This is a genomic window from Hymenobacter tibetensis (genome assembly GCF_022827545.1).
GTDB lineage: Bacteria > Bacteroidota > Bacteroidia > Cytophagales > Hymenobacteraceae > Hymenobacter > Hymenobacter tibetensis.
In genome coordinates this window covers 5,479,911-5,500,784 of the sequence record NZ_CP094669.1, presented here as the reverse complement: position 1 = coordinate 5,500,784, position 20,874 = coordinate 5,479,911, and the positions used below count along the sequence as shown (strand labels likewise).

Below are 20,874 nucleotides of genomic sequence, written 5' to 3'. Positions count from 1 at the left end.
GCAGCAGCTTACCTTGTCCTAAGTCTTTTTTTACAGGTAGTTTAAACTAAATCATGAATTTTTCCAAGTACCTGCGTTTTGCGGTCTTAGGAGCCTGCGCTCTGGCTTCCTGCAAGGGCGGTCCGCCCACCGCTACCAAACCCGGTAAGTACAGCTCAACTACGGGCATAGAGTACAATACCGAAGAGGGCATGAAGGTTGCCGATTATCAGGGCATTCCGGAAGGTCCAGGCCTGGTCTTCATTGAAGGTGGCCGCACGGTGCTGGGCTCCCAGGAAGAAGATGTAACGATGACCCACGACAACGTGGAGCGTACCGTTACCATCGCCTCTTTCTACATGGACGAAGCCGAGGTAGCTAACATTCACTGGTTGGAGTATTTGCACTTTGTTCGGAAAGACTCGTCAGAGGAATTCTATCAGTCGGCTTTGCCTGACACTACTGTGTGGGCTCGTGAGCTGTCGTTCAACGACCCGTACGTAGACTACTATCTGCGCTACCCCGGCTTCCGCTACTTCCCAGTGGTGGGTGTAAGCTGGTTGCAAGCCAACGACTACTGCACGTGGCGGACGTCGAAGGTGAACGAAACCCTTGCGTCTAATGCAAGCGGCGGCGGTGGCGGCGGTGGCCTGTTCAAGAAAAAGAACAAAGGTGGCGAAGCTGCTGAAGGTACCGACGGAGAAGGCACGGCCATTGCCATTGAAAACGGTAACACCCTACCGAACTACCGCCTGCCTACGGAGGCCGAGTGGGAATATGCTGCTCAAGCCCTGATTGGTACCCAGGAAACCGGCAACGAAAACCAGGAAAACAAGCGCATTTACCCATGGGACGGCCGCCAAGTGCGGAACCCATATGGCGGCAAGATGGGCCAGTTCCTGGCTAACTTCAAGCGTGGCCGCGGTGACTATGCCGGTATTGCTGGCTCGCTGAACGACGGCGCCATGATTACTGAATACATCTACGCCTATCCCCCGAACGACTACGGCCTATACAACATGGCTGGCAACGTGAACGAGTGGGTACAGGACATCTATCGTCCGCTCTCGTTTGAAGATGTGGAAGACTTGAACCCCTTCCGTCGGAACGGCTTCCTTGACCCAGCTGAGAAGTATGACAAGAAAGGTTACCAGTCGCTCATCGACGACCACGTTCGTGTGTACAAAGGTGGTTCGTGGCGCGACGTAGCTTACTGGCTCTCGCCAGGTACCCGTCGTTTCATGGGCGAAGACTCTGCTACGGCTACCATTGGTTTCCGCTGCGCCATGATCAACGCCGGTTCCAACAAGTAAGCATCGTAATCGGATTCGTTGAATTCGATAATGGCTACAAAACAAGAGCGGCTTGCCAACTGGCAAGCCGCTCTTGTTTTGTGTATAGGGCTGTGCTGGGGGGAATACTACTCGCTAGATGCCCGCAGTCAAGTTTAAGTCATCTATCTGCGCAAGCAATGGTGGCTATGCTTACTTCGGTGGCACCTGCTGCTAACAGCGCTGCTGCACACGCTTCGAGTGTGGCTCCAGTGGTCAGTACATCGTCAACTACCAGAACGTGTTTGCCTTGGATGCTAGCTGGGGTGGCTACTTCAAATACTTCGGCCACGTTCTGCCATCGTTCAACGCGGTTCTTCTGCGTTTGCGAGTCGGTGTGCTCTAGCCGGCGTAGCCCGTTGGCGTCCCACGGAATGTGCAAGCTTTCCGCTAAGCCTTCCGCAAACGGGTCGGATTGGTTGTATCCGCGCTTGGCAAGCTTTTTAGGGTGAAGCGGTACCGGTACAATCAAGTCGAAATGGAAGTTGTGAAGAGCTAGGTCATGACCATACCACCGACCAAGTACTAAGCCGACGTCGCGCTGCCCTTTGTACTTGAGCTGGTGTAACAGGTGTTGAACTCGCCCACGGCGCAAGAACCGCAGATAGCTCAGGGCGTGGCATACCGGCACGCGGCCCCAAAAACGGCGAGCCACTGGATTGTCGGTAGCAGCCAGCAGATGATAATCTGTGTAAGGCAGTTGGACCCGGCAAGTGGTACATAGATGGTCTTCGCCCCGGCTTAAGGCCTGCTCGCAAGCCAAACACACCTTTGGGAAAACTAAGCCAATAAAATCGGCTAGAAAGCTGGGCATCATGGCATGGTGGCCCGAAGGCGGCGAGGAGAGTAGGAATCAGCCAAGAAACTGCAGCATGCTAGCACAACGCCACCAATAGCCAGCCAATAGCTTAACGGCAACAACACATATGATATTGGAGCGGCTGAAACGCTCAGAAGAAGCCCCGCCACCCAAACTACATGGCCGGTAACAGTACGCGCTGGTCCTGCTGATGCGGGCACATACGCTGCCCGTGACCATAGCACCCGCAACCGCTGATGCTCGGAAAACAGTAAGGCCAGATTCATTAGCAGCAATACCGCTACTATGTAAGGGGTGCCTGGCCACTGCAAGGAGATAGTCACAAGCAGGATGTTGGCTAGCATTGGTACGAGAAGCACTGCGCCCAGCAACCAAAAGCGACGCGTAAGCAAGAGGAAGCCTGTAACTAGCTGACTGGCCGCAATAAAGGCTACGTAAAGACCTAACTGAAAAGGCTGCAAGCGCTCAGCCAACCATACAGGACCAATCCATCCCCAGAACAGGTGATTGTAGTAGAGCTTGGCCATACCGGAAGTGAAGAAAGTAATGCCTAAAAGCAGCGTCAGCGCCGTGCGCCAAAATCGAATAACGCCCATACTAGATAGAAAAGACAAAGGATAGAGATAAGCACAAGTAAAGTAGGCCCTGGTAACGGAGAATACAAGCCGCCGGAGCATTTGTGCCTACTTTCGTGTTTCCTTATTTCTGAACCTCCTAGCACACATTCTATATGTCTCAGGTAACCGAATTCAACGAGTATCGCCAGCGCATGAACGAGAAGATCATGGCGGCTGATAATAAAGTAATTAAGCGCTTCTTCAACCTTGATACCAACACTTATCAGGCGGGCGCCCTAGACGTGAAAACCAAGGAAATGCTTGGCTTGGCGTGCAGCATGGTGCTGCGCTGCGACGACTGCATCAAGTACCATCTCGGGAAGTGTTACGAAGAGAAGCTAACCGACGAGGAAATCTACGAGGTGTTTGCCATTGCCAACCTGATTGGGGGCAGCATTGTGATTCCGCACTTCCGGCGCGCCGTGGAGTATTGGGAAATCTTGAAAGAGGAGGCTACCACGCCCGCCCCGCTGCACTCCCACGACGCATGAGCTACCTAGATCCGCAAGAAACAGAAGCCGAGTTTGAGGCCCGTTGGTGGCAGCTCATGAACGAGATGCGTGAGCGGTTCGGTAAAAAGCCTGATTTGAATGCGTTGCTCCTGCTTATTGGCGTACAGGAACTTGGGCAGGGTGCCGGTCCGTTCACCAAAGAGCAAAAGCAAGACCTCATGCACATTGCCACCTGCAAGCTCTTCAGCCTGTCAGGGCACTACGAGCTGGAAAGAGTGGACGAAGAAGGCTGGCCTCACTACCGCTTGGTGCAGGCTGTACCCTTTGCTAGTTTGAAAGAGCAAGAGCGCATGCTGAAATGGCACATGCTGGAATATTTTGATTCAGATAACTGACAGTTGGGTGGCTGCTTGTTGGGTGGTGACCAACCTCCCACAAGCAGCCATCTAGCAATCCTCAAGTACTTAGATGAACATTATCAGCTACAACGTCAATGGCTTACGCTCGGCGCTGAGCAAAGGGCTGCTAGACTGGGTGCGAGAAGCACAGCCAGACGTATTATGCTTGCAGGAAATCAAAGCTGGACGGGAAGAGCTAGACGTGACGGGATTCATTGCTCTCGGGTACCACGCGTATCTGCACCCCGCCGAGAAGCCTGGCTACAGTGGCGTTGCTACGTTCACTAAGCACTTGCCACTGCACGTGGAAGTGGGCTGCGGAACCGCGCTTTACGATGCCGAAGGGCGCGTGCTACGGCTGGACTTTGAAGACTACTCGATCCTAAACGTGTATATGCCTTCCGGTACCAGCGGCCCGGAGCGGCAGACGTTCAAGGTGGCGTGGCTGCATTTCTTCCGCGACTATGTGCGCCAGCTCCGAGCCGAGGGTCGTCGCCTTATCATTGGAGGGGATTACAACTGCTGCCAGACCCCCATCGACCTGCACAACCCTAAAGCAAACCAGAACAGCCCTGGGTACACTCCGGAAGAGCGGCAATGGTTCAAGGATTTGCTGGCCGACGGCTATACCGACTCGTTCCGTCACCACCACGGCGAGGCTACGGGGCACTACTCTTGGTGGAGCTACCGAGCTGGCTCGCGCAAGCGCAATGTAGGCTGGCGCCTCGACCACTTGCTGGTTGACAAAGAATTAGAGCCTCGTATTCAGGAAGCGGGCCTTCTGCCAGATGTAGTGCACTCAGACCACTGTCCGGCTTATCTGTCTTTCTGATGGGTAGTTTTCAGCAGTGGCGCTTAGCGCCTAGAAAGCGCCACTGCTGAAAACCAACAGGCTCGTTTAATTAAGAGGTAAGGATCATTTCAGCCACTTGTCGGCCGGAAGCCATAGCGGCATTCAACGACGGATATGCGGTGTAGTCGCCGCAACGGTAGAGTGTGCTGCTAAGCTTCAGATCTTGGTGTTGCGCCTGGCCGTTGGCATAAACTGGGAGGGCATGGGGGATATGGTAAGTGCGCAGATGGTGCCAGTCTGCTACTTCGTTGCCAAACCACACCATCAATTCTGCGTGCAGCATGGCCACCAGAGTGGTTTCAGGCAAATGATGCTCGCCATGCGTGCTCACGGATACCAGCGTCCGGCCCGCCGGGGCGTAATCGGGTGAGACATCTGAGGGAAAGCAGACGTTGTGCGCCATCTGGCCGTGGGCGGCGTTGAGCCGGAGCAGCTTGTCTTGCCGGCCGGGTGAGGCTGGAGCCGAGAAATAGGTGCAGGTGGTCCGCCGCCACGTGGTAGCATGCAGTTGCGGTAAGTGAGGCAGCAACCGAGCGGTAGTATCACCGTCGGTGGCCAACACGACGGCAGATGCGGCTATAGTGGTGCCACCGCGCAAATGCACCGTGGTACCCTCCACCGCCTCGACCGGGGTATTGAGGCGCACAGCGCCGGCTGGTAGGCGGTTGGCGAGCTGCTCCGGAATCTGCTGCATACCTAGAGCGGGCACTGTTGCTTCCCCTTCAACAAACTGCTGAAATACAAACTCGAAGAAGTTGCTGGCCGTGGTCAGACTACGGTCCAGAAATACCCCCCCGAAGAAGGGCCGGAAAAAGCTGTCAATTATTTGCTCGCTCCAGCCGTAGCGCCGCAGAAAGGTTAGCGTGTCGGTGGCGGGATGCGCTAGCAGCTCCTCGGCGCTGTGGCTGCGCACGTGCTGCACCAAACTCAGAATGCGCAGCTTATCGGCTAGGGTGCCAATAGGAGCCGTGAGGGCTGGAAACGCGGCCAGAGGTTGCTGCAGCGGGTTGCGCAAGGTGGTTTCGCGGCCATCGGGCAGGCGGATAACAGCACCGGAGCGGAACGCCCGCAGGTTCAAAGCGCCGTAGTCCATCATGCGCTGCACTTCCGGGTACTTGGTAAGCAGCACTTGAAAGCCATGGTCGAGGCGAAAACCGTCAGACGTAACGTCGGTCCGGACGCGGCCCCCTACGGCCTCGGCGGCTTCCAGTACCACTACGGGGCAGCCAGCGCGGTGGAGGTAGTTGGCACAAGTCAGGCCGGCCATACCAGCGCCAACCACGACGATGGGCAATTGTGCGGATGCAGGAACATTCATAGTATCCCGAAACTGTAAAATTCGCTGTAAGGTTGGGTAAACAACCTGTTTGATCTTTTATTTTACTGGCGGACAAGAAGTTCCTAGTACATACTTCTCGGCTTGCCTATAGCTTTCCCAGTCACCTATGCTGAAGCGCGACTGGTCGCGGTAGGATTCCATTCTGTCAATGGAAACCCCGTTCCGAAAATTTCCTTTTACAAACGTTTCCCTTGCCACCAAGCTTTCATCGGCTATCCGGCGTAGCTGCCAGCGCCCGTCCGGAATACCGCCCACTACGTTGCCCTGGAGCTGCAGGCCGTCTTCTTGGCAGTACCAAGCGCCGTTGCCATCTTTAACCAACTGCTGGCCTGCTTCGTCCCAAAACTGCTGCACCAGTGGGTCGAGGCCATTGCGGAAGCTCAGAATCTGCCGCCGCCTACCCGACGGGTACCAGTACCCCCAGTCGCCCACCTGGCGGCCTTGGCGGTAGTGGCCGCGGGCTGCCAACTCGCCAGTGGTATGATACACTTCAAATTGCCCTTCCATCAACCCCTCCCGAAAAGCGCCTTTCAATAGCGGCAAGTTGTTGGCTAAGTTGTAGTCGTGGACAAACCCTAAAAAGCGGCCGGCACTATCTATCCGCGCATGCCGGCGGATGGTTGCGCAACCGAGTGGAGTAAGCACATAGTCGGCGGAGTAGAAGAATACCACACTGTCTTTGCCAACCACCCGATAACACTCGTCGAACTTCGCCTTCTGCACAGCTGGACGTTGCGCCCAACCTGAACTACTGGCAAGCAATACGAGGCATAGCCAGAACAACCCAGAGCGCTTCGCAGAGAATAGCATCGACAACGGAAAGAAGGGGGATAGATAGCGGTTCAACTAAAATAGCTTTTTGCGGGGCTTCATAATTTTCCGGGTCTTCATCGTGTAAAACTCAGCTATGCCGGCCCGCTGTAAAGTGACTTGCCAAACTCCCATGGGCTGACCTACTCGGTAGCCAGTGGCCTGGTCTTGAGGGTATTGCTTTTGAATAAGTGCGTAGTCAGGAGCCGTAATGTCTTTGCCCACTTCTCCGTGGCATCGCAGGCAGAGTGCATCACTGAGGGTAATAGGCCGCTGGTACGTGAATACCTCGCCGCTAAGACGCGCCACGCGCCGGACGGTGTCAGGCTGCATGTCAGGAGGAGCAAGGCTTGCTTGATTTGCACGGTTGCGGGGCCGCGTACTCCGCCGTTGGGCAACAGCTTGCAGGTCTTTTTCTATTGAATCGACGGAGGCGAACGTTTCGGGACGGCAGTAGGGGAGAGCGGCTGCTACGCCCCCGGCTTGCAACTTCTCGGCCAGAACGCGTCGTAGCTCCTGGTCAGCGTGGCCCGTCAGTGAATCGCCGGCCCAGCGCGTAGCGCGGAGTAAGTCCACGGGCAGGATGCGCTTCACCACCATTTTGTCGAGGGTAATGGCGATTTTCTTGCCGTCTTTGATGTGCTCAATTTGGTCGGAGCTACAAGCAGCTAGCAGGCTGGAAAGCAAGAGAAGTCCGGCAAGTGAGCGGAGAAAGTGAGGCATGACAGAAAAGCAAATCAACAAAACAAAGAGACGACAACGGCCGCACTTCCCCAACTACCCGCTGCCCCGCCCGCAAGTTTCGGTGCCAGACAAAAAACTATCGTAGCAAAAACTCTTGCAACGCCTCATACGAAGGTTCCAGCAGCACGCTTTGCTTGGTACGGCTTAGGAGCCCCTGCACAGCTACCGGCACCGGCACCGTGGTGCCAATTACGGGTTCCACTACTTCCGGAAACTTCACTGGGTGCGCTGTTTCCAGGAAAATACCGTGCTCCGTTGGGTGCTCACTCAGATACTGTTCTAGCGCCCACAGGGCCACCGCGCCGTGTGGATCGAGCAAGTACCCTGTTTCCTGGTGCACCCGCCCGATGGTTGCCGTGGTATCGGCGTCGGAAACCACTGCTCCGCTCACCAAGCGGCTGATGTCTGCGTGGCGCTTTCCGAACAGCTCCAGAATGCGCCCGAAGTTGCTGGGGTTGCCGACATCCATAGCATTGGAGAGGGTGGCAATGGCCTGCCGCGCCTCGAAAGTACCGGTCCGCAGGTAGTCCGCCACAGCGGAATTAGCATTGCAAGCCGCCACAAAATGCCCAATGGGGAGGCCTGAGGCATGGGCCATCAGCCCCGCGCAAATATTGCCGAAGTTGCCGCTTGGTACCGCTACTACCGGTGGTGCCGGCTGCTCCCATTGTTGCAGCGCGAAGCAATAGTAGAACTGCTGGGGCAGCCAACGGGCCACATTAATAGAATTGGCCGAGGTGAGCTGCCGGTGGCTGGTCACGCGCGGGTCAAGGAACGCCTGCTTGACCAGCCGCTGGCAGTCGTCGAAGTTGCCGCGCACTTCCAGTGCCGTGATGTTCTGACCGAGCGTAGTTAGCTGTAACTCTTGCAGCGGGCTGACCTTGCCCGACGGATACAGGATAACCACCTCAACCCCCTCCACGCCCAAAAATCCGTCGGCTACGGCTCCTCCGGTATCACCGGATGTAGCGACCAGCACCGTAACGGGGGCCGTTTGCTGCCGAGAGAAGTAGCCAAGGCAGCGGCTCATGAACCGCGCCCCCACGTCCTTAAACGCCAGCGTAGGCCCATGAAACAGCTCCAAGGCGGCTATCTGACTAGTGACGGGTACTAGCGGAAATTCGAACGCCACAGTTTCGGCGCAGATGCCGCGCAGGACGTCGTCCGGAATAGCGTCGCCGACGTATGGCCGAATCACCTCGAAAGCTAGTTCGGCGCGGGGGATGGTGTTCAGGTTGTGAAGCAATTCCTTGGAAAACTTAGGAATCTGCTCGGGAAAGTAGAGGCCACCATCTGGGGCCTGGCCCGCAATGCTAGCGGCCTGGAAGTCAACGGGTGGAGCTTGCTGATTGAGACTATAGTAGCGCATGAAGTTGAGTTGTGTAGCCAGTCACGGCCGTTCTTACTGAATGGCACGGCGAGCTTGCCGCGCTAGGAGGCAAAGCGTACGCCGGTGGAGTTGATGGTGCTGACGTGAATGTGGAAGTCAACGCCTAGCTGCTGATACACTTCCCGCATGGCCGCCGCTACAGCCTGCGCCGTGGCCTCGGTTTCGCTGAGCATGAAAATGGACGGGCCAGAACCTGATATACCTCCCCCCAAGGCGCCAGCTTCCAGGCTTCGGGCTTTCACCGCCGCAAACCCCGGAATCAGAATGCTGCGTACGGGCTCTACGATAACGTCCTCTAGGGAGCGGCCAATCAGCTTGTAATCTGACTGCAACAGGCCCGCTACCAGTCCGGCCACATTGCCCCACTGCCGGATGGCTGCTTTCAGCGTGACTTGCTGCTTGAGAATCTGGCGGGCATCGGCGGTGCGTACCTCAATCTGCGGGTGTACCACCGTTACGTGTAGCGGCGGCGCCGACAGCGGCACGACATCCAGCGGCTCGGCCGAGCGGATGAGCGTAACGCCACCATAAATAGCCGGGGCAATGTTGTCGGCGTGCTGCGCGCCCGATGCTACTTCTTCCCCAAACATGGCGAAGCGTACCAGCTCTTCTTTCGTGAAGATGTTGCCTAGCAACTGGTTGGCTCCCACTACGGCGCCGGCGGCACTGGCCGCACTGCTGCCAATGCCACTACCTGGTAGAATAGCTTTCTGAATGCGCATCTCGAAGCCGGTACCAGCCGGGGCGGCCCGTAGCAAGGCCAGCAAGGCGGCCCCCGCCACGTTGCGTTTCGGCTCCGTGGGCAGGTTGAAGTCGTCTTCGTGCACGATGCTTACGCCCGGCTCGTCTCTTAAGCGGAGGTGCATGGTATCATAGGGTGCTTCCAGGGCAAAGCCGAGCACATCGAACCCGCAAACCACATTGGCCACCGTTGCCGGGGAGTACAGCGTTAGGAAATCAGACATAAAGTGGAATGTAGCACCGCGCGTTGGCTAGGTGACCGTTCAATAAGAAGTTGGAGCCCAACAGCTTGGATAGCTCGCTTGCTTGGGGCTGCTTACTACAGCAGCGCATAGTGCTATGCCCGTGCCGCCCGGATGACATCGGCAAAAACACCGGAGGCCGTAACATCAGCCCCTGCGCCGGCTCCTTTCACTACCAAGGGCTGCTCGGGGTAGCGGTTGGTGAAGAACAGCACCGCGTTGTCCTTGCCTTGCAGCACATAAAAGTCGTGGCCCGGCGCCACGCCTTGCAGCCCCACGCTGGCTTGCCCATCAGCATACCGCGCCACGAACTTCAGGCGTTGGCCTTGGGCAGCCGCGGCATCAAAGAGGCTGCGGAAGTGGGCTTCGTGCACCGCCAGTTGTTCATAGAAAGCTTCCACATCGCCTTCCAGGCAGGAGGCCGGTAGGAAAGATTCGTTGTGAATATCAGCCAGTTCCATTTCCTGACCGGCTTCGCGGGCCAAAATCAGGATTTTGCGGGCTACGTCGGTGCCGCTCAAGTCGAGGCGTGGGTCTGGCTCGGTGTAGCCTTCGGCTTGCGCCTGCCGCACTACATCGGCGAAAGGAACAGTGCCATCGTAGTGGTTGAACACGAAGTTGAGCGTGCCCGACAGCACCGCCTCGATGCGGTGTACCTGGTCGCCACTGCGCAGCAAATCGTTGAGCGAGCCGATAACGGGCAGGCCGGCGCCTACGTTGGTTTCAAACAGAAACTCAGCGTTGAACTCTCGAGCCAAAGACTTCAAACGAGCGTAGTTTACGTACTCTGAGGAGCAAGCTACCTTGTTGCAGGCCACCACCGCCACACTTTTTTCCAGCAGGGCCGCATAGATTTTAGCTACGTCGGCGCTGGCCGTTACGTCCACAAACACAGTGTTGCGCAGGTTGCGGGCATTCAGTTGCTCCACTAACTCACTCAAATTCAGTTGCTGCCCCTGCTCTAAGGCGATTTGCCAGTCGTTTAGCTCGATACCGTCTTCACTTAGCACAAACCGCTGGCTGTTGGCCAGCCCTACTACCCGCAAGTTGAGACGTAGCTTCTCGCGTAACCACTGCTGCTGCCGCGCCATTTGTTCAAGTAGTTTCCGGCCCACGTTGCCCACGCCGGCCACAAACAGGTTCACTTGCTTGGTGGTCTCCTCGAAAAACTCCTCATGAAGCACGTTGATGGCTTTGCGCACATCCGCCGCCCGTATCACCACCGATATGTTGCGCTCCGATGAGCCCTGCGCAATAGCCCGGATGTTGACACCGTTCTGGCCAAGCGCTCCAAACATCCGTCCGCTGATGCCTGGGTGGTTGCGCATCTGTTCGCCCACCAGGGCCACAATGGCCAAATCCATTTCGCAGCGTAGCGGTGCCACTTTACCGGCCGCTATTTCCGTGCTGAACTCTTCATCCACGGCGGCTTGCGCTGCGCCCGCGTCGGCAGCTTGCACAGCCACGCAGATAGAGTGCTCGGAAGAGCTTTGGGTGATAAGAATAACGTTGATGCGCAACACCGCTAAAGCGCCGAACAGCCGCCGCGAAAACCCCGGTATGCCCACCATGCCGCTGCCTTCCAGGTTCAGCAAGGCCAGGTGCGAGATACTGGACAGCCCCCGTACTACGTCCCGATTGGCTGGCGGACTTACTTCTACAAGCGTGCCTTCGTCTTCGGGCGCAAAGGTGTTTTTGATCCAAAGCGGAATGCCCTGGCTCATGACTGGCTGAATAGTAGGCGGATACAATACCTTGGCTCCAAAGTGCGACAGTTCCATCGCCTCTTGATACGAGATGCGCGGAATCGGGCGAGCCAGCGTCACGAGACGCGGATCAGCCGTCATCATACCGCTCACATCCGTCCAGATTTCCAATTGATTGGCCGTCAAGGCACCCGCGAAGATGGCCGCCGTGTAGTCGGAGCCGCCGCGGCCCAGGGTAGTGGTGATGCCTTGCGCATCACTGCCAATAAAGCCCGGCACCACATACACCGAACTTGGATGCTCCAACACAAAGTCCTGAATCTGCTGGTTGGTAACGGCCGTGTCTACGGCTGCAAAGCCGTGCTGCGAGTTGGTGCGAATCAGCGTGCGGCTGTCATGCCAGACGTGGGGTACGCCGTGGGCTTTCAAGCAGGCGGCCAGTAGCCGCGACGAAAGCAACTCCCCAAAGCTGACCAGCCGGTCCAACGTTCGGTTCGAGAGCTCACCCAGTGAAAATATACCGTCACACAAGCTGTCCAGCTCGTTGCAATACGTTTTCACCAAACTCAGCACGGCGCTTTGGTCGGGAATAGGGAGCAGGCCGCGCACGGCTTCTAGATGGCGCTCTTCCAAGCGGGTGAGCCGAGAGCGGTACTCATCGGAGCCAGCGGCGGCGAGGCGGCCGGCTTCAATCAGCGCATCGGTGGTGCCGCCCAGCGCCGACACTACTACCACTGTGGGCGTTTGTTGGGCAGCCGCTTCCACGAGCTGCGCCACACGCTGGAGATTGGGTGCCGTAGCCACCGAAGAACCACCAAATTTCAGAACCTGCATAAAGAGTAAGAGGTGAGTGGGCATGAAAAAGCCCGTCGGGACCGGCTTGGCTTCTGGTTAGGAAGCGGCCGGCGACGGGCTGCGAAACATCAAAGGAAAGAGAGGTAGCGCAGCCCGTCTAGCGGGTTGTAATACCTGTAATAATGCCTGTGCCGGTCGTCATAAAGACGCCGGTGGGAGCGGAAATAGTTGAAAATTGAAACGAAGGAAAGGCCATGAGTGCGTACTTCTGGCCGTAAAGTAGACCATTTTTTGGAAATCGCAATATCTTTTAAAACAGATAATACAACGTCTTACTCCGCACTCCATCAAGTAGTACGCTGACATTTGTGCCGGTAAAACGCACTTTGCCGGGCAATAGAAAGAGAAAAGGCTCGGCCTTGCGGGTGTCTCACATCATTATTTCTACCACTCGTTTTCCAACGCCCGCCCCAAGCGCTACACCCATGCCGTTGCAGCGCAACGCACCGAATACACCGGGCGCCAGCAAACCAACGAACGGCTCCAATGCCGTACCGAACGCCATTACTCCGCTCCAACGGTAGTCGATGCGCAGGGCGCGGCCGGGCAGAATCACGTCGTGCAATAATTGCTCTAGCTGCTGCTGCACCAACGGAGTCAAGCCCGGTTCAGTGGTTGCTTCGGCCTCGAAATCGAGGTGGCGCCCTCCCCCGAGCAAAATGCGATTTTCCACCTGCCGGAAATAGTAGTAGCCCTTGTCGTAGTGGAACGTGCCGGGTAGGTGCAGGCCTGCTATGGGCTCCGTCACAAGCACCTGGCCGCGGCCGGGTTGTAGGTCGAGGTCGGGGAAGAACTGACGGCTGAAGGCATTAGTAGCCAATACCACTTGTTCTGCCTCAATGGCCCCCAGTGTTGTTTGCAAACGGACTAAGCCAGTGCCTGGCTCCACGGCTTGCACCGCGCAGCCATGTAGCACCATGATGCCTGTCTGCCATGCTTGTCGTAGCAATGCTTCCATCATTCGTCCGGTGTGCAAGGCTCCTTCTGCTTTGTTTTCCAACATCACATCTACCCCCACAAAGCCCAGGCGTGCAAGCTGACTGCTTGCATCTCGGAAAATGTCGTTTGTGCCGATGACCGGAGCTAATAGCTCGTTGTAATAAGGAATGGCGTCGCGGCAAGTCTGGGCCAGTTGTGCTTCGGCAGGCCGAAATAGCTCGTAGCCACCTGTTGGCTGGTAGTGTAGGCTTTCGTCGGATACGAGATGCCGCAGCTCTGCTAGGCCTTCCCAGCGAGCTTGCACCACGCGCAGCAAGGCGTCTGTGCCGCCGCGCGCTTCCTGCTCCAGCAATTCCGAGACACTGCCAAAGCACGCGAAACCAGCGTTTTTGGTGCTGGCGCCATTGGGCAGTGCATCTCGCTCCAGCACCAACACTCGTGCGCGGGGCCGGAGCCGCCGCGTATGCAGCGCGGCAGTAAGACCCACTAGGCCAGCACCTACAATCACCACATCGTAGCCTCGCAGGAAAGTCTGATGCTCCCAATAAGAAAATAAGGGCGTAACCATCTCGCTCAAGGTACAGCAGTAAGCAACAACTTCCGCATCCAACAACTGGCTACACAGCTCAACAAGCTTTTGTGTATATGGGGCGCCATTAAGCTGGTAGTCAATACCACGCTTTCACCCTACATCAGGTAAACGCAGAGCGCCCATCTGACACATTTCAGATGGGCGCTCTGTACTCTGTATTACAAATGCGCTAGTGTTATTGGCCTACCATGACGCGTTTTATCCCGCGCCGCTCGCCGGAAGTGCACTGCACAATGTATGCCCCGGGCGGCAAGTTGCTTACATCAAGAACCGCCACGTCGCTGCTGCTAAGCAAGTCGCTGGTTATGACCGGCCGGCCATCGGGGCCATTTATCTCAACCCGGGTAGGGTTAGGCGAGTTGGTGCGCACCGTGAGGCGCCCGGTTATCGGGTTGGAACTAGCCACCACTTTCAACAAGGAGGTGTTGGCTGCTGGTGGCTCCATCTTATCGGTAACGAGTGCCACTGGTGGAGTTGGCGCCGCCACCGGAGCAGCGGCAGCAGACTTAGTTACTGCCGCAGTAGCTACAGTAGCAGGCTTTTTCACAACGGTCGAAGCAGGCACTTTAGCAGCAGGCGCTGCGGCTTTGACGGGAGGCTTAGCGGCAGGTTTCGCAACTGGTTTTGGGACAGCTTTGGTTTGTGCCTGCGTAGGAGTACTACCCAGCAACGCCGCCAACAAGATAATACTGGTAAATAAAGCTTTCATATGCACACCTAACGTTAAAGTGAGCTGCTGTGGTTTCTTGTAAAAGTAATTAAAAACGAGGGGGTAAATGGGGTTTTGCACCGAATATTATAATAATCAACATTTTCCTGCGCACATTATAATTGCTAAAAAAATGCGCAAGACAGGCTCTAAAGGCTCCACTTTTCTCAATTAGCAGTGAGAAAAACTAGAAGTCTGAGGTTGAGCTTCACTTCGAAAATCGCGCCAGAATAGCGTTGTACTCAACAAATATTCAGGAGTTCGTTTTCAACTCTCGACCCTACTGCATTCCAGTTCGTGCTAATTCAACCCACAGAAAGTGAGCTACCTGTCGCTGCTTAGCTTTTCTCCATGTGGTAGTGAATGCGGATCTTGGAACTGTAGGGACCTATGCGGGCTGGAATTTTTATGGATAGAAATTGCGCGGCTTTCAGATTCTGGCTTACCTTTGCTTCATAATTCCTCGGGGTGTAGCGTAGCCTGGTATCGCGCCAGCATGGGGTGCTGGAGGTCGTAGGTTCGAATCCTGCCACTCCGACTGAAGAATTACTGTACGAAGAGCCTCTAGGTACCCCACCTGGAGGCTCTTTTCAGTTATTACTCCTTTGGTTTCTCTTGTAAGCTGATTTGCTGGAACCTCTCGGGAGTAGCACGCTCGTTAATGCGAGACGGCGAGGCTGGAGGTTTGATTCCTGCCGCCCCGATACCTACTTCACAAAAGTAAAAGCCCGCTGAATGTATGTTCAGCGGGCTTTTACTTTTGTGAAAGCGGACTACGTTAGGTCTACTTGTAGTAATAGCCGCGCTTGGGCTTGCCTGATTTTTTGTTGCCAGAAGTTAGTAGCAACACTGTGCCGGCTGTTAGAACGGCAATGGTGGCCATCTTTGTAACAAAGGCAGTGCGGTTATGCTTCCACTCCACTGCGTAGCCTTTCTCGGCGAAGATATTGGGCACTTTACCATGAACAATATCTTCAATAATGCCTTCCACTACGTTCACCCGGTCGGCTAGTAGCAAAGGCAGCCAGTGGCCGTAATGCGATTCACTGTATTTGAAGGCAAACCGGCGGATCATGCCGCTTAGCCCAACCGGAGGCGACGACTCGCCGAAAACAGCTGACACATTGGGGCGTTCAATGGACTGCAGTACTTCTATATCCACTGGCTGTAAAGAGGCCGGACGATGCTTGCTATCAGGATCCTGCGATACGTTCAAGCGAGGCTCCCGCATGGGGTATGTAGGGTCGTTTTCGGGGTTCGCATCAATCCCCCAACCGGGTAGCTTCTGCGGATCTTTGAGGGTATTTTCCATGGGTAGTCGGCGTTAGATGTTGGCAGAAGGGAAAACGATCAGGGGCTTGATGCAGTTGTCGAGCTTGGCCGAGAACATACGGTAGCCATCGGCAACCTCTTCCAGCGGAATCCGGTGCGTAATCAATGCTTTCGGATTGATAACCCCATTCTGCACGTGCTCGATCAGACGCGGCAATAGGCGCTTTACGGAAGATTGATTGCCCCTAATGGTAAGGCCCTTGTTCAACACGTTGCCCATAGGCACGAGGTTATCAGTTGGGCCATACACTCCTACAATGGACACCACGCCGCCTTTCTTCACCGAGTTAACGGCCCAGTGGAGTGCCGTAGCGGAGCCAGCCTGCAACAGCAGCTTGCGGCCTGTGATAGTTTGCATGGCATTGCCGGCCGCCTCAGCGCCCACGGCGTCAATCACGCAGTCGGCTCCCATATAATCAGTGATTTTCTTAATGAATACCACCGGGTCGTCCATATCTTTCTCGAAGTTGTAGGCCTCGCAGTTGGCGTAGTTGCGGGCAAATTCCAGGCGGTAGTCTTCTTTGTCGATAATGATAACGCGCCCAGCACCGAACAGCCAGCAGCACCGCGCCGCCATAATGCCCACTGGGCCCGCCCCGAATACTACCACGGTGTCGCCGGTTTGGATGCCAGCCATTTCAGCGGCTTGGTAGCCGGTAGGTACTACGTCGGTGAGCAATACAGCATCATCGGGGTCCATGCCTTCTGGAATTACCGTGGGGCCTACGTTGGCGTAAGGTACGCGGGCGTATTCGGCCTGGCCGCCATTGTAGCCGCCAGCTGTGTGCGAGTAGCCGAAGATGCCACCTACCGCGCTGGCTTGGGTGTTGGACTCGTGGCAGTTGCCAAACATGCCTTGCTTACAGAAGTGGCACTCCCCGCAGGCTACGTTGAAGGGCACCAATACATGGTCTCCAACCTTGATTTTGGTTACATCTGGACCAACTTCCTCTACGATGCCCGTAAACTCGTGCCCGAAGGTCATGCCTACGCGGGTGTCTGGTACGTTGCCATTATATAAGTGCAAGTCAGAGCCACAGATGCAAGAGCGCGTAACCCGAACAATGGCGTCTTGTGGATGCTTGATTTCAGGCATCGGTTTCTGCGTGGCACGGACCCTTTTCGGGCCTCTATAATCCATTGCTAACATAGGAGTTTGTTTTGGAGGTGGGAAGTAAAGTGGCAGCAGTTGCAAACGCTTCCCATAGCTCTCCGTGAGCAATGCCTTGAGAAGTTGTTTGCGAAAGGTGCTAGACTGTACTTAGCTCCTGTCTTAAGGTTTTTTGTACGAGCATATTAGGGAAGAAATACGCATTTATACACCAGCACTTTTCGAGCCGATCCGTATTAATACCTAACCAAGTTCACTCGCGAACAGATAGGTTTAGCATAACGTCATGCCGTAGCAAACACAGCAAAAGCCCGCCTGAAAAACTATATCAGGCGGGCTTTCTCTGGATGGGCGAAATAGTTCAGCTAATGGTTGAGCTACTAGCAGTGTAGCTCCGAGATACTGGGTCTAGCAAGCACAACGACTATAGGTGTCGACCAGCTACAACTCAGTTATTCATCTATTATTATACATAAATTAAAAAATATAATTATTCCTTGGCGCCAAATAATCCTATGCAAGGTGCCGTTCAGGGGCTATCTTCCTTGTTTTACTTTTTATATTCCAGTAAATGAAAACGCGAAAATTGATGCTAAGCATCCTGTTGTTGGGTGCAACCATGGGGGTAGCACAGGCACAGACCGAGTCAGGTAAAGTGCTGCTCAACAGCACTATAAATTATTCTCGTTTCAACAATGAATCTAATACGACGGGTTCAGTTGCTTATCCAACGAATGTAGATAATGACTACAGCGGGTTCAACTTCAATTTTAGCCCCAAAGTGGGGCTGTTCGTGGCGGATAATTTAGCAGTTGGCCTTGATTTAGGGGGCGGTACAGGCAGCCGGCAAGACAACCGAACTGAATATAACAACACCGACAATACGTTCTTATCCTATAACATCAAGCAGACTAGTAGGCAGATAAACCTTGGCCCTTTCGTACGCTACTACAAGATGCTAGGAGAGAAAGCCGGGCTATATGGCCAACTGACGGGAGGGTACCTGCGGCGGCTGGAAAAGCAAAGAAGTGAATACGTTGGAAACCCCAGCAATGATTATAGCAATGAAACAGAGACGCGTGGCGGCTACGCCTCGTTTAGTCCAGGCTTCGTGTACTTCCCAAGTAAGAAGTTTGGTATAGACCTCGCTATGGGCGGCTTTACTTATAATAAAAGCAAGAGCGAAACGCATTATGATTCTGCCGGGCAAGGAAGTTCTACAAACACGGGTAGCAGTCTTGCAGCGAACTTCGGCATTCAATATGTAAGTGTAGGAGCCTCTCTTTATCTGGGTAACTAACTAAAGAAGCAACTACCTTTTACGCCACGAGCCTTTCCACTGCAGATGGAAAGGCTCGTTTACTTTTTAATTTACTTCACTACCGCCCATACCTCTACTGGGCCAGTGTTCGGGAAGCGCTCTAGGTACAGGTTTTGTAGTGCCAGGCTGTTTTGTTTGGCTTGGTCTTTCACGCCCGAGTAAAGTTTGCCTGGCGCTACCAAGTAGCTGGCTTCAATGCGGGCATGGAGCACCCGCTGCCCGGCCGGAAACACCCGATACCGGTACCCAGCCGGGAGCTGCTGCGACACGGTATCGTCAACGATAAGGCCAACGAATACTTTGGCCGCCTCACTGGAAGTAGCAGGGTCGTTGTAGAAAATGTTGCCGAAAGTACCCCGCAGCTTGCCAGAACTACGGATTTCGTAGGCTTTCCGCGTCAGGTCGCCGAAGGCTTCACTATTGCCAGCGCCCTCATAATAGCTGCCGGCTAGGAATATGGGTTGGGCGGTGGTTTCCAGCTTCACTTCGGCTTGTTTGAAGCCGCCAACGAAGTAGTAAGCAACCCCAACGGCAACTATGAGAAACAAGGAGAGAATCAGGAAAATACGGTTCATGAAACAAAGGTTGAGAAGGGAGTCTCGGAACGGAGATTAAGAATAGAAATGCGAAGGCAGAACCTAGCGAGAAACGGCGACCGAAAGTATGTGGGACGCTGAGCGCTCTTGTGCAAGCCAGTGTGCTACTTCTCGTTTTTAAGGTCAGCGTTCAGCACGTCGCGGTACTGCATTTGGTAGAGCTGGGCGTAGTAGCCACTCTGGCGCAGCAACTCGTCGTGGCGGCCTGATTCTTTGATTTCGCCCCGATCCATCACGATAATCCGGTCGGCTTTCTGGATGGTGCTTAGGCGGTGGGCAATGACCAACGCCGTACGGCCTTGCATAAGCTTCTCAATGGCCGCCTGAATCAACTCCTCGGTTTCGGAATCGACTGATGAAGTGGCCTCGTCGAGGATGATAACGGCGGGCTGGTACACCATGGCCCGCACGAAGCTGATGAGCTGCCGCTGCCCTACCGACAGTGTAGCGCCGCGCTCCATCACGGGGTAGTCGAGGGAGCCGGGAAGGCGTTCGATAAAGCGGCGGGCACCCACCAGATCGGCTGCTTCCCAAATTTGCTCGTCGGTGATGTCCTTGCTGCCCAGTGTGATATTGTCGCGGATGGTACCGGCAAAGAGAAACACGTCTTGCAACACCACGCCAATGCGCCGCCGAAGGGCGCTCAAATCGTACTCCTGTAAGTCGTGCCCATCCACTTTAATATGGCCTTTGTTGATATCGTAGAACCGGCTGAGCAAATTGATGATGCTGGTTTTGCCGGCACCAGTAGCGCCCACAAACGCCACAGTTTGGCCAGGCTCCACTTTGAAGCTGATGTCGCGCAGCACCCATTCTTCCTCGTTGTATGCAAACCATACCTTCTCGAATTCCACTTCTCCGCGCAGCGTGGCCGGGGCCAGCGTACCGTTATTAGGAATGTACTCCTGGCTGTCGAGCAGTTTCAACAAACGCTCCGTGCTCACTAGGCCAAGCTGCAGGGTGTTGAACCGGTCGGCTATCTGGCGGATGGGCCGAAAGAATAGGGCGTTGTACATGATAAAAGCAATGAGGGCGCCTTTGGAAATAGTGCCTTCAATCTGCCCTTGGGCGGCATACCATACCAACAAGCCAACGCCCACAGCACCCAACACTTCGGCTACCGGAAAGTAGATGGAATAATACAGCACCGACCGGATATTGGCGCGGGTGTGCTCTTGGTTGAGCGCCTCGAACTTACGGTATTCGCGCTGCTCGTTGTTGAAAATCTGCACCACGTTCATGCCGGTCAGGTGCTCCTGCACAAAGGCATTCAGGTTGGCCACGGCCGTGCGCACTTCCTGGAACGACTTCTTCACCTTCTCCTTGAACACATACGTGCTGAAGAGCAACGGCGGAATCACCGACAAACTCACCAGCGTAAGCCGCCAGTCGATGTAAAACATGAAGGCCATGATGAAGACCAACTGCAGGATGTCGCCGAGCATGGCGGCCAATCCTTCGCTGAACACATCGGAGAGGGTTTCAACATCAGAGATATTGCGGGTGGTAAGCACCCCGATTGGCGTCCGGTCAAAAAATTTGAGGCGCAGGTTCAGAATATGCTTGTACAGGTCCACCCGGATGTCGCGGACGATGTACTGACCCAGCCAGCCGCCGAAGTAGGTTTGGAGGTAACTCACCAGCGCGTGCGCGACGAGCAGCACCAGCAGCAAGCCAAACATCTTGTTCAGCCCCAGCCAATCGTTTTCCTCGATGGTCACATCAACCATACGCTGAATAAGAAAGGGCCGCAAGGTGCCTAATACGGCTGCCGCCAGCGTCAGAAACACCAGCAGATAAAAGATGCGTTGGTAAGGCCGTACGTACACCATAAGCCGACGCAGCACCTGCCAGTCGAAGATGTTGCCGGATTTGGTAGCAGTGGTAGTTGGGTCCAAAGTAGATGGGATTTGAGAAGCTGTAACCAGTACCACGGGCACGAAGTTGCAAGCTTAATGTACCAGCAGGTGTACGAGAGCGTCTGGCAAGTGTGATAG

19 protein-coding genes and 1 tRNA gene are annotated in these 20,874 nt (G+C 55.2%); 6 read left to right on the top strand and 14 right to left on the bottom strand.

What is annotated here, in order from left to right; all coding sequences use genetic code 11:
- Window positions 1-53 precede the first annotated feature (53 nt).
- The gene (gene gldJ, locus MTX78_RS22230; RefSeq protein ID WP_243798444.1) at window positions 54-1,292 is read left to right on the top strand and encodes a gliding motility lipoprotein GldJ; all 1,239 of its coding nucleotides are present in this window, start codon (window positions 54-56) and stop codon (window positions 1,290-1,292) included.
- A 139-nt stretch (window positions 1,293-1,431) separates the two neighbouring features.
- Here the strand turns inward: gldJ and MTX78_RS22225 are convergent, their stop codons facing one another.
- Window positions 1,432-2,127, bottom strand: coding sequence for a ComF family protein (locus tag MTX78_RS22225; RefSeq protein ID WP_243798442.1), 696 nt, complete (start codon window positions 2,125-2,127; stop codon window positions 1,432-1,434).
- A complete protein-coding gene (locus MTX78_RS22220) occupies window positions 2,124-2,744 on the bottom strand; it encodes a hypothetical protein (RefSeq protein WP_243798440.1) in 621 nt (206 codons plus the stop codon). Before MTX78_RS22220 ends, MTX78_RS22225 begins: the two co-directional genes overlap by 4 nt.
- Window positions 2,745-2,860: 116 nt before the next feature.
- On the opposite strand from MTX78_RS22220, the gene MTX78_RS22215 reads away from it, so the two are divergent.
- The 3 genes from MTX78_RS22215 to MTX78_RS22205 all read left to right on the top strand — a co-directional run bounded on the left by MTX78_RS22215 (window position 2,861) and on the right by MTX78_RS22205 (window position 4,429).
- Window positions 2,861-3,238 carry a carboxymuconolactone decarboxylase family protein gene (locus MTX78_RS22215; protein WP_243798438.1) on the top strand — a complete coding sequence of 126 codons (378 nt, stop codon included), beginning with the start codon at window positions 2,861-2,863 and terminating at the stop codon, window positions 3,236-3,238.
- Window positions 3,235-3,594 carry a hypothetical protein gene (locus MTX78_RS22210; RefSeq protein WP_243798437.1) on the top strand — a complete coding sequence of 120 codons (360 nt, stop codon included), beginning with the start codon at window positions 3,235-3,237 and terminating at the stop codon, window positions 3,592-3,594. The genes MTX78_RS22215 and MTX78_RS22210 overlap by 4 nt, the downstream gene beginning before the upstream one ends.
- Before the next feature lie 73 nt (window positions 3,595-3,667).
- Window positions 3,668-4,429 carry an exodeoxyribonuclease III gene (locus MTX78_RS22205; RefSeq protein ID WP_243798435.1) on the top strand — a complete coding sequence of 254 codons (762 nt, stop codon included), beginning with the start codon at window positions 3,668-3,670 and terminating at the stop codon, window positions 4,427-4,429.
- A gap of 70 nt (window positions 4,430-4,499) precedes the next feature.
- On the opposite strand, the gene MTX78_RS22200 is transcribed toward MTX78_RS22205, so the two are convergent.
- The 8 genes from MTX78_RS22200 to MTX78_RS22165 all read right to left on the bottom strand — a co-directional run bounded on the left by MTX78_RS22200 (window position 4,500) and on the right by MTX78_RS22165 (window position 14,517).
- Window positions 4,500-5,768: a protoporphyrinogen/coproporphyrinogen oxidase gene (locus tag MTX78_RS22200; protein ID WP_243798433.1), complete on the bottom strand. Its 1,269-nt coding sequence runs from the start codon at window positions 5,766-5,768 to the stop codon at window positions 4,500-4,502.
- 57 nt (window positions 5,769-5,825) lie between these two features.
- Window positions 5,826-6,512 carry a toxin-antitoxin system YwqK family antitoxin gene (locus tag MTX78_RS22195; RefSeq protein WP_243798431.1) on the bottom strand — a complete coding sequence of 229 codons (687 nt, stop codon included), beginning with the start codon at window positions 6,510-6,512 and terminating at the stop codon, window positions 5,826-5,828.
- A 123-nt stretch (window positions 6,513-6,635) separates the two neighbouring features.
- The gene (locus MTX78_RS22190) at window positions 6,636-7,322 is read right to left on the bottom strand and encodes a c-type heme family protein (protein WP_243798429.1); all 687 of its coding nucleotides are present in this window, start codon (window positions 7,320-7,322) and stop codon (window positions 6,636-6,638) included.
- A gap of 97 nt (window positions 7,323-7,419) precedes the next feature.
- Complete coding sequence (gene thrC, locus MTX78_RS22185; protein WP_243798428.1) at window positions 7,420-8,712, bottom strand: threonine synthase; 1,293 nt, start codon at window positions 8,710-8,712, stop codon at window positions 7,420-7,422.
- A 62-nt stretch (window positions 8,713-8,774) separates the two neighbouring features.
- A complete protein-coding gene (locus tag MTX78_RS22180) occupies window positions 8,775-9,698 on the bottom strand; it encodes a homoserine kinase (RefSeq protein ID WP_243798426.1) in 924 nt (307 codons plus the stop codon).
- 113 nt (window positions 9,699-9,811) lie between these two features.
- Window positions 9,812-12,256, bottom strand: a complete 2,445-nt coding sequence (thrA, locus tag MTX78_RS22175; protein ID WP_243798424.1) for a bifunctional aspartate kinase/homoserine dehydrogenase I — start codon at window positions 12,254-12,256, stop codon at window positions 9,812-9,814.
- 391 nt (window positions 12,257-12,647) lie between these two features.
- Window positions 12,648-13,784, bottom strand: coding sequence for an NAD(P)/FAD-dependent oxidoreductase (locus MTX78_RS22170; RefSeq protein ID WP_243798422.1), 1,137 nt, complete (start codon window positions 13,782-13,784; stop codon window positions 12,648-12,650).
- A 199-nt stretch (window positions 13,785-13,983) separates the two neighbouring features.
- Window positions 13,984-14,517 (bottom strand): T9SS type A sorting domain-containing protein, encoded by a 534-nt coding sequence (locus MTX78_RS22165; RefSeq protein WP_243798421.1) that lies wholly within the window; start codon window positions 14,515-14,517, stop codon window positions 13,984-13,986.
- A gap of 464 nt (window positions 14,518-14,981) precedes the next feature.
- On the opposite strand from MTX78_RS22165, the gene MTX78_RS22160 reads away from it, so the two are divergent.
- Window positions 14,982-15,055: transfer RNA gene (locus MTX78_RS22160), tRNA-Pro, on the top strand.
- A gap of 246 nt (window positions 15,056-15,301) precedes the next feature.
- Here the strand turns inward: MTX78_RS22160 and MTX78_RS22155 are convergent.
- Both MTX78_RS22155 and MTX78_RS22150 read right to left on the bottom strand, forming a co-directional pair.
- The gene (locus MTX78_RS22155; protein WP_243798419.1) at window positions 15,302-15,829 is read right to left on the bottom strand and encodes a hypothetical protein; all 528 of its coding nucleotides are present in this window, start codon (window positions 15,827-15,829) and stop codon (window positions 15,302-15,304) included.
- A 12-nt stretch (window positions 15,830-15,841) separates the two neighbouring features.
- Complete coding sequence (locus MTX78_RS22150) at window positions 15,842-16,999, bottom strand: zinc-dependent alcohol dehydrogenase (protein WP_243798417.1); 1,158 nt, start codon at window positions 16,997-16,999, stop codon at window positions 15,842-15,844.
- Window positions 17,000-17,531: 532 nt separating this feature from the next.
- On the opposite strand from MTX78_RS22150, the gene MTX78_RS22145 reads away from it, so the two are divergent.
- Window positions 17,532-18,260, top strand: coding sequence for a hypothetical protein (locus MTX78_RS22145; protein ID WP_243798416.1), 729 nt, complete (start codon window positions 17,532-17,534; stop codon window positions 18,258-18,260).
- A gap of 71 nt (window positions 18,261-18,331) precedes the next feature.
- On the opposite strand, the gene MTX78_RS22140 is transcribed toward MTX78_RS22145, so the two are convergent.
- A complete protein-coding gene (locus MTX78_RS22140) occupies window positions 18,332-18,856 on the bottom strand; it encodes a hypothetical protein (protein ID WP_243798414.1) in 525 nt (174 codons plus the stop codon).
- A gap of 125 nt (window positions 18,857-18,981) precedes the next feature.
- Window positions 18,982-20,709, bottom strand: a complete 1,728-nt coding sequence (locus MTX78_RS22135; protein WP_243802941.1) for an ABC transporter ATP-binding protein — start codon at window positions 20,707-20,709, stop codon at window positions 18,982-18,984.
- Window positions 20,710-20,874: the final 165 nt, after the last annotated feature.

Bases quoted from the DNA above. Each gene is read 5' to 3' on its own strand.
- MTX78_RS22215 (WP_243798438.1), top strand. From the start codon at position 2,861: ATGTCTCAGGTAACCGAATTCAACGAGTATCGCCAGCGCATGAACGAG.
- MTX78_RS22190 (WP_243798429.1), bottom strand. From the start codon at position 7,322: ATGCCTCACTTTCTCCGCTCACTTGCCGGACTTCTCTTGCTTTCCAGC.
- MTX78_RS22180 (WP_243798426.1), bottom strand. From the start codon at position 9,698: ATGTCTGATTTCCTAACGCTGTACTCCCCGGCAACGGTGGCCAATGTG.
- MTX78_RS22200 (WP_243798433.1), bottom strand. From the start codon at position 5,768: ATGAATGTTCCTGCATCCGCACAATTGCCCATCGTCGTGGTTGGCGCT.
- MTX78_RS22150 (WP_243798417.1), bottom strand. From the start codon at position 16,999: ATGTTAGCAATGGATTATAGAGGCCCGAAAAGGGTCCGTGCCACGCAG.
- MTX78_RS22210 (WP_243798437.1), top strand. From the start codon at position 3,235: ATGAGCTACCTAGATCCGCAAGAAACAGAAGCCGAGTTTGAGGCCCGT.
- MTX78_RS22225 (WP_243798442.1), bottom strand. From the start codon at position 2,127: ATGATGCCCAGCTTTCTAGCCGATTTTATTGGCTTAGTTTTCCCAAAG.
- MTX78_RS22145 (WP_243798416.1), top strand. From the start codon at position 17,532: ATGAAAACGCGAAAATTGATGCTAAGCATCCTGTTGTTGGGTGCAACC.
- MTX78_RS22135 (WP_243802941.1), bottom strand. From the start codon at position 20,709: ATGGTGTACGTACGGCCTTACCAACGCATCTTTTATCTGCTGGTGTTT.
- MTX78_RS22140 (WP_243798414.1), bottom strand. From the start codon at position 18,856: ATGAACCGTATTTTCCTGATTCTCTCCTTGTTTCTCATAGTTGCCGTT.
- gldJ (WP_243798444.1), top strand. From the start codon at position 54: ATGAATTTTTCCAAGTACCTGCGTTTTGCGGTCTTAGGAGCCTGCGCT.
- MTX78_RS22165 (WP_243798421.1), bottom strand. From the start codon at position 14,517: ATGAAAGCTTTATTTACCAGTATTATCTTGTTGGCGGCGTTGCTGGGT.
- MTX78_RS22170 (WP_243798422.1), bottom strand. From the start codon at position 13,784: ATGGTTACGCCCTTATTTTCTTATTGGGAGCATCAGACTTTCCTGCGA.
- MTX78_RS22205 (WP_243798435.1), top strand. From the start codon at position 3,668: ATGAACATTATCAGCTACAACGTCAATGGCTTACGCTCGGCGCTGAGC.
- thrA (WP_243798424.1), bottom strand. From the start codon at position 12,256: ATGCAGGTTCTGAAATTTGGTGGTTCTTCGGTGGCTACGGCACCCAAT.
- thrC (WP_243798428.1), bottom strand. From the start codon at position 8,712: ATGCGCTACTATAGTCTCAATCAGCAAGCTCCACCCGTTGACTTCCAG.
- MTX78_RS22155 (WP_243798419.1), bottom strand. From the start codon at position 15,829: ATGGAAAATACCCTCAAAGATCCGCAGAAGCTACCCGGTTGGGGGATT.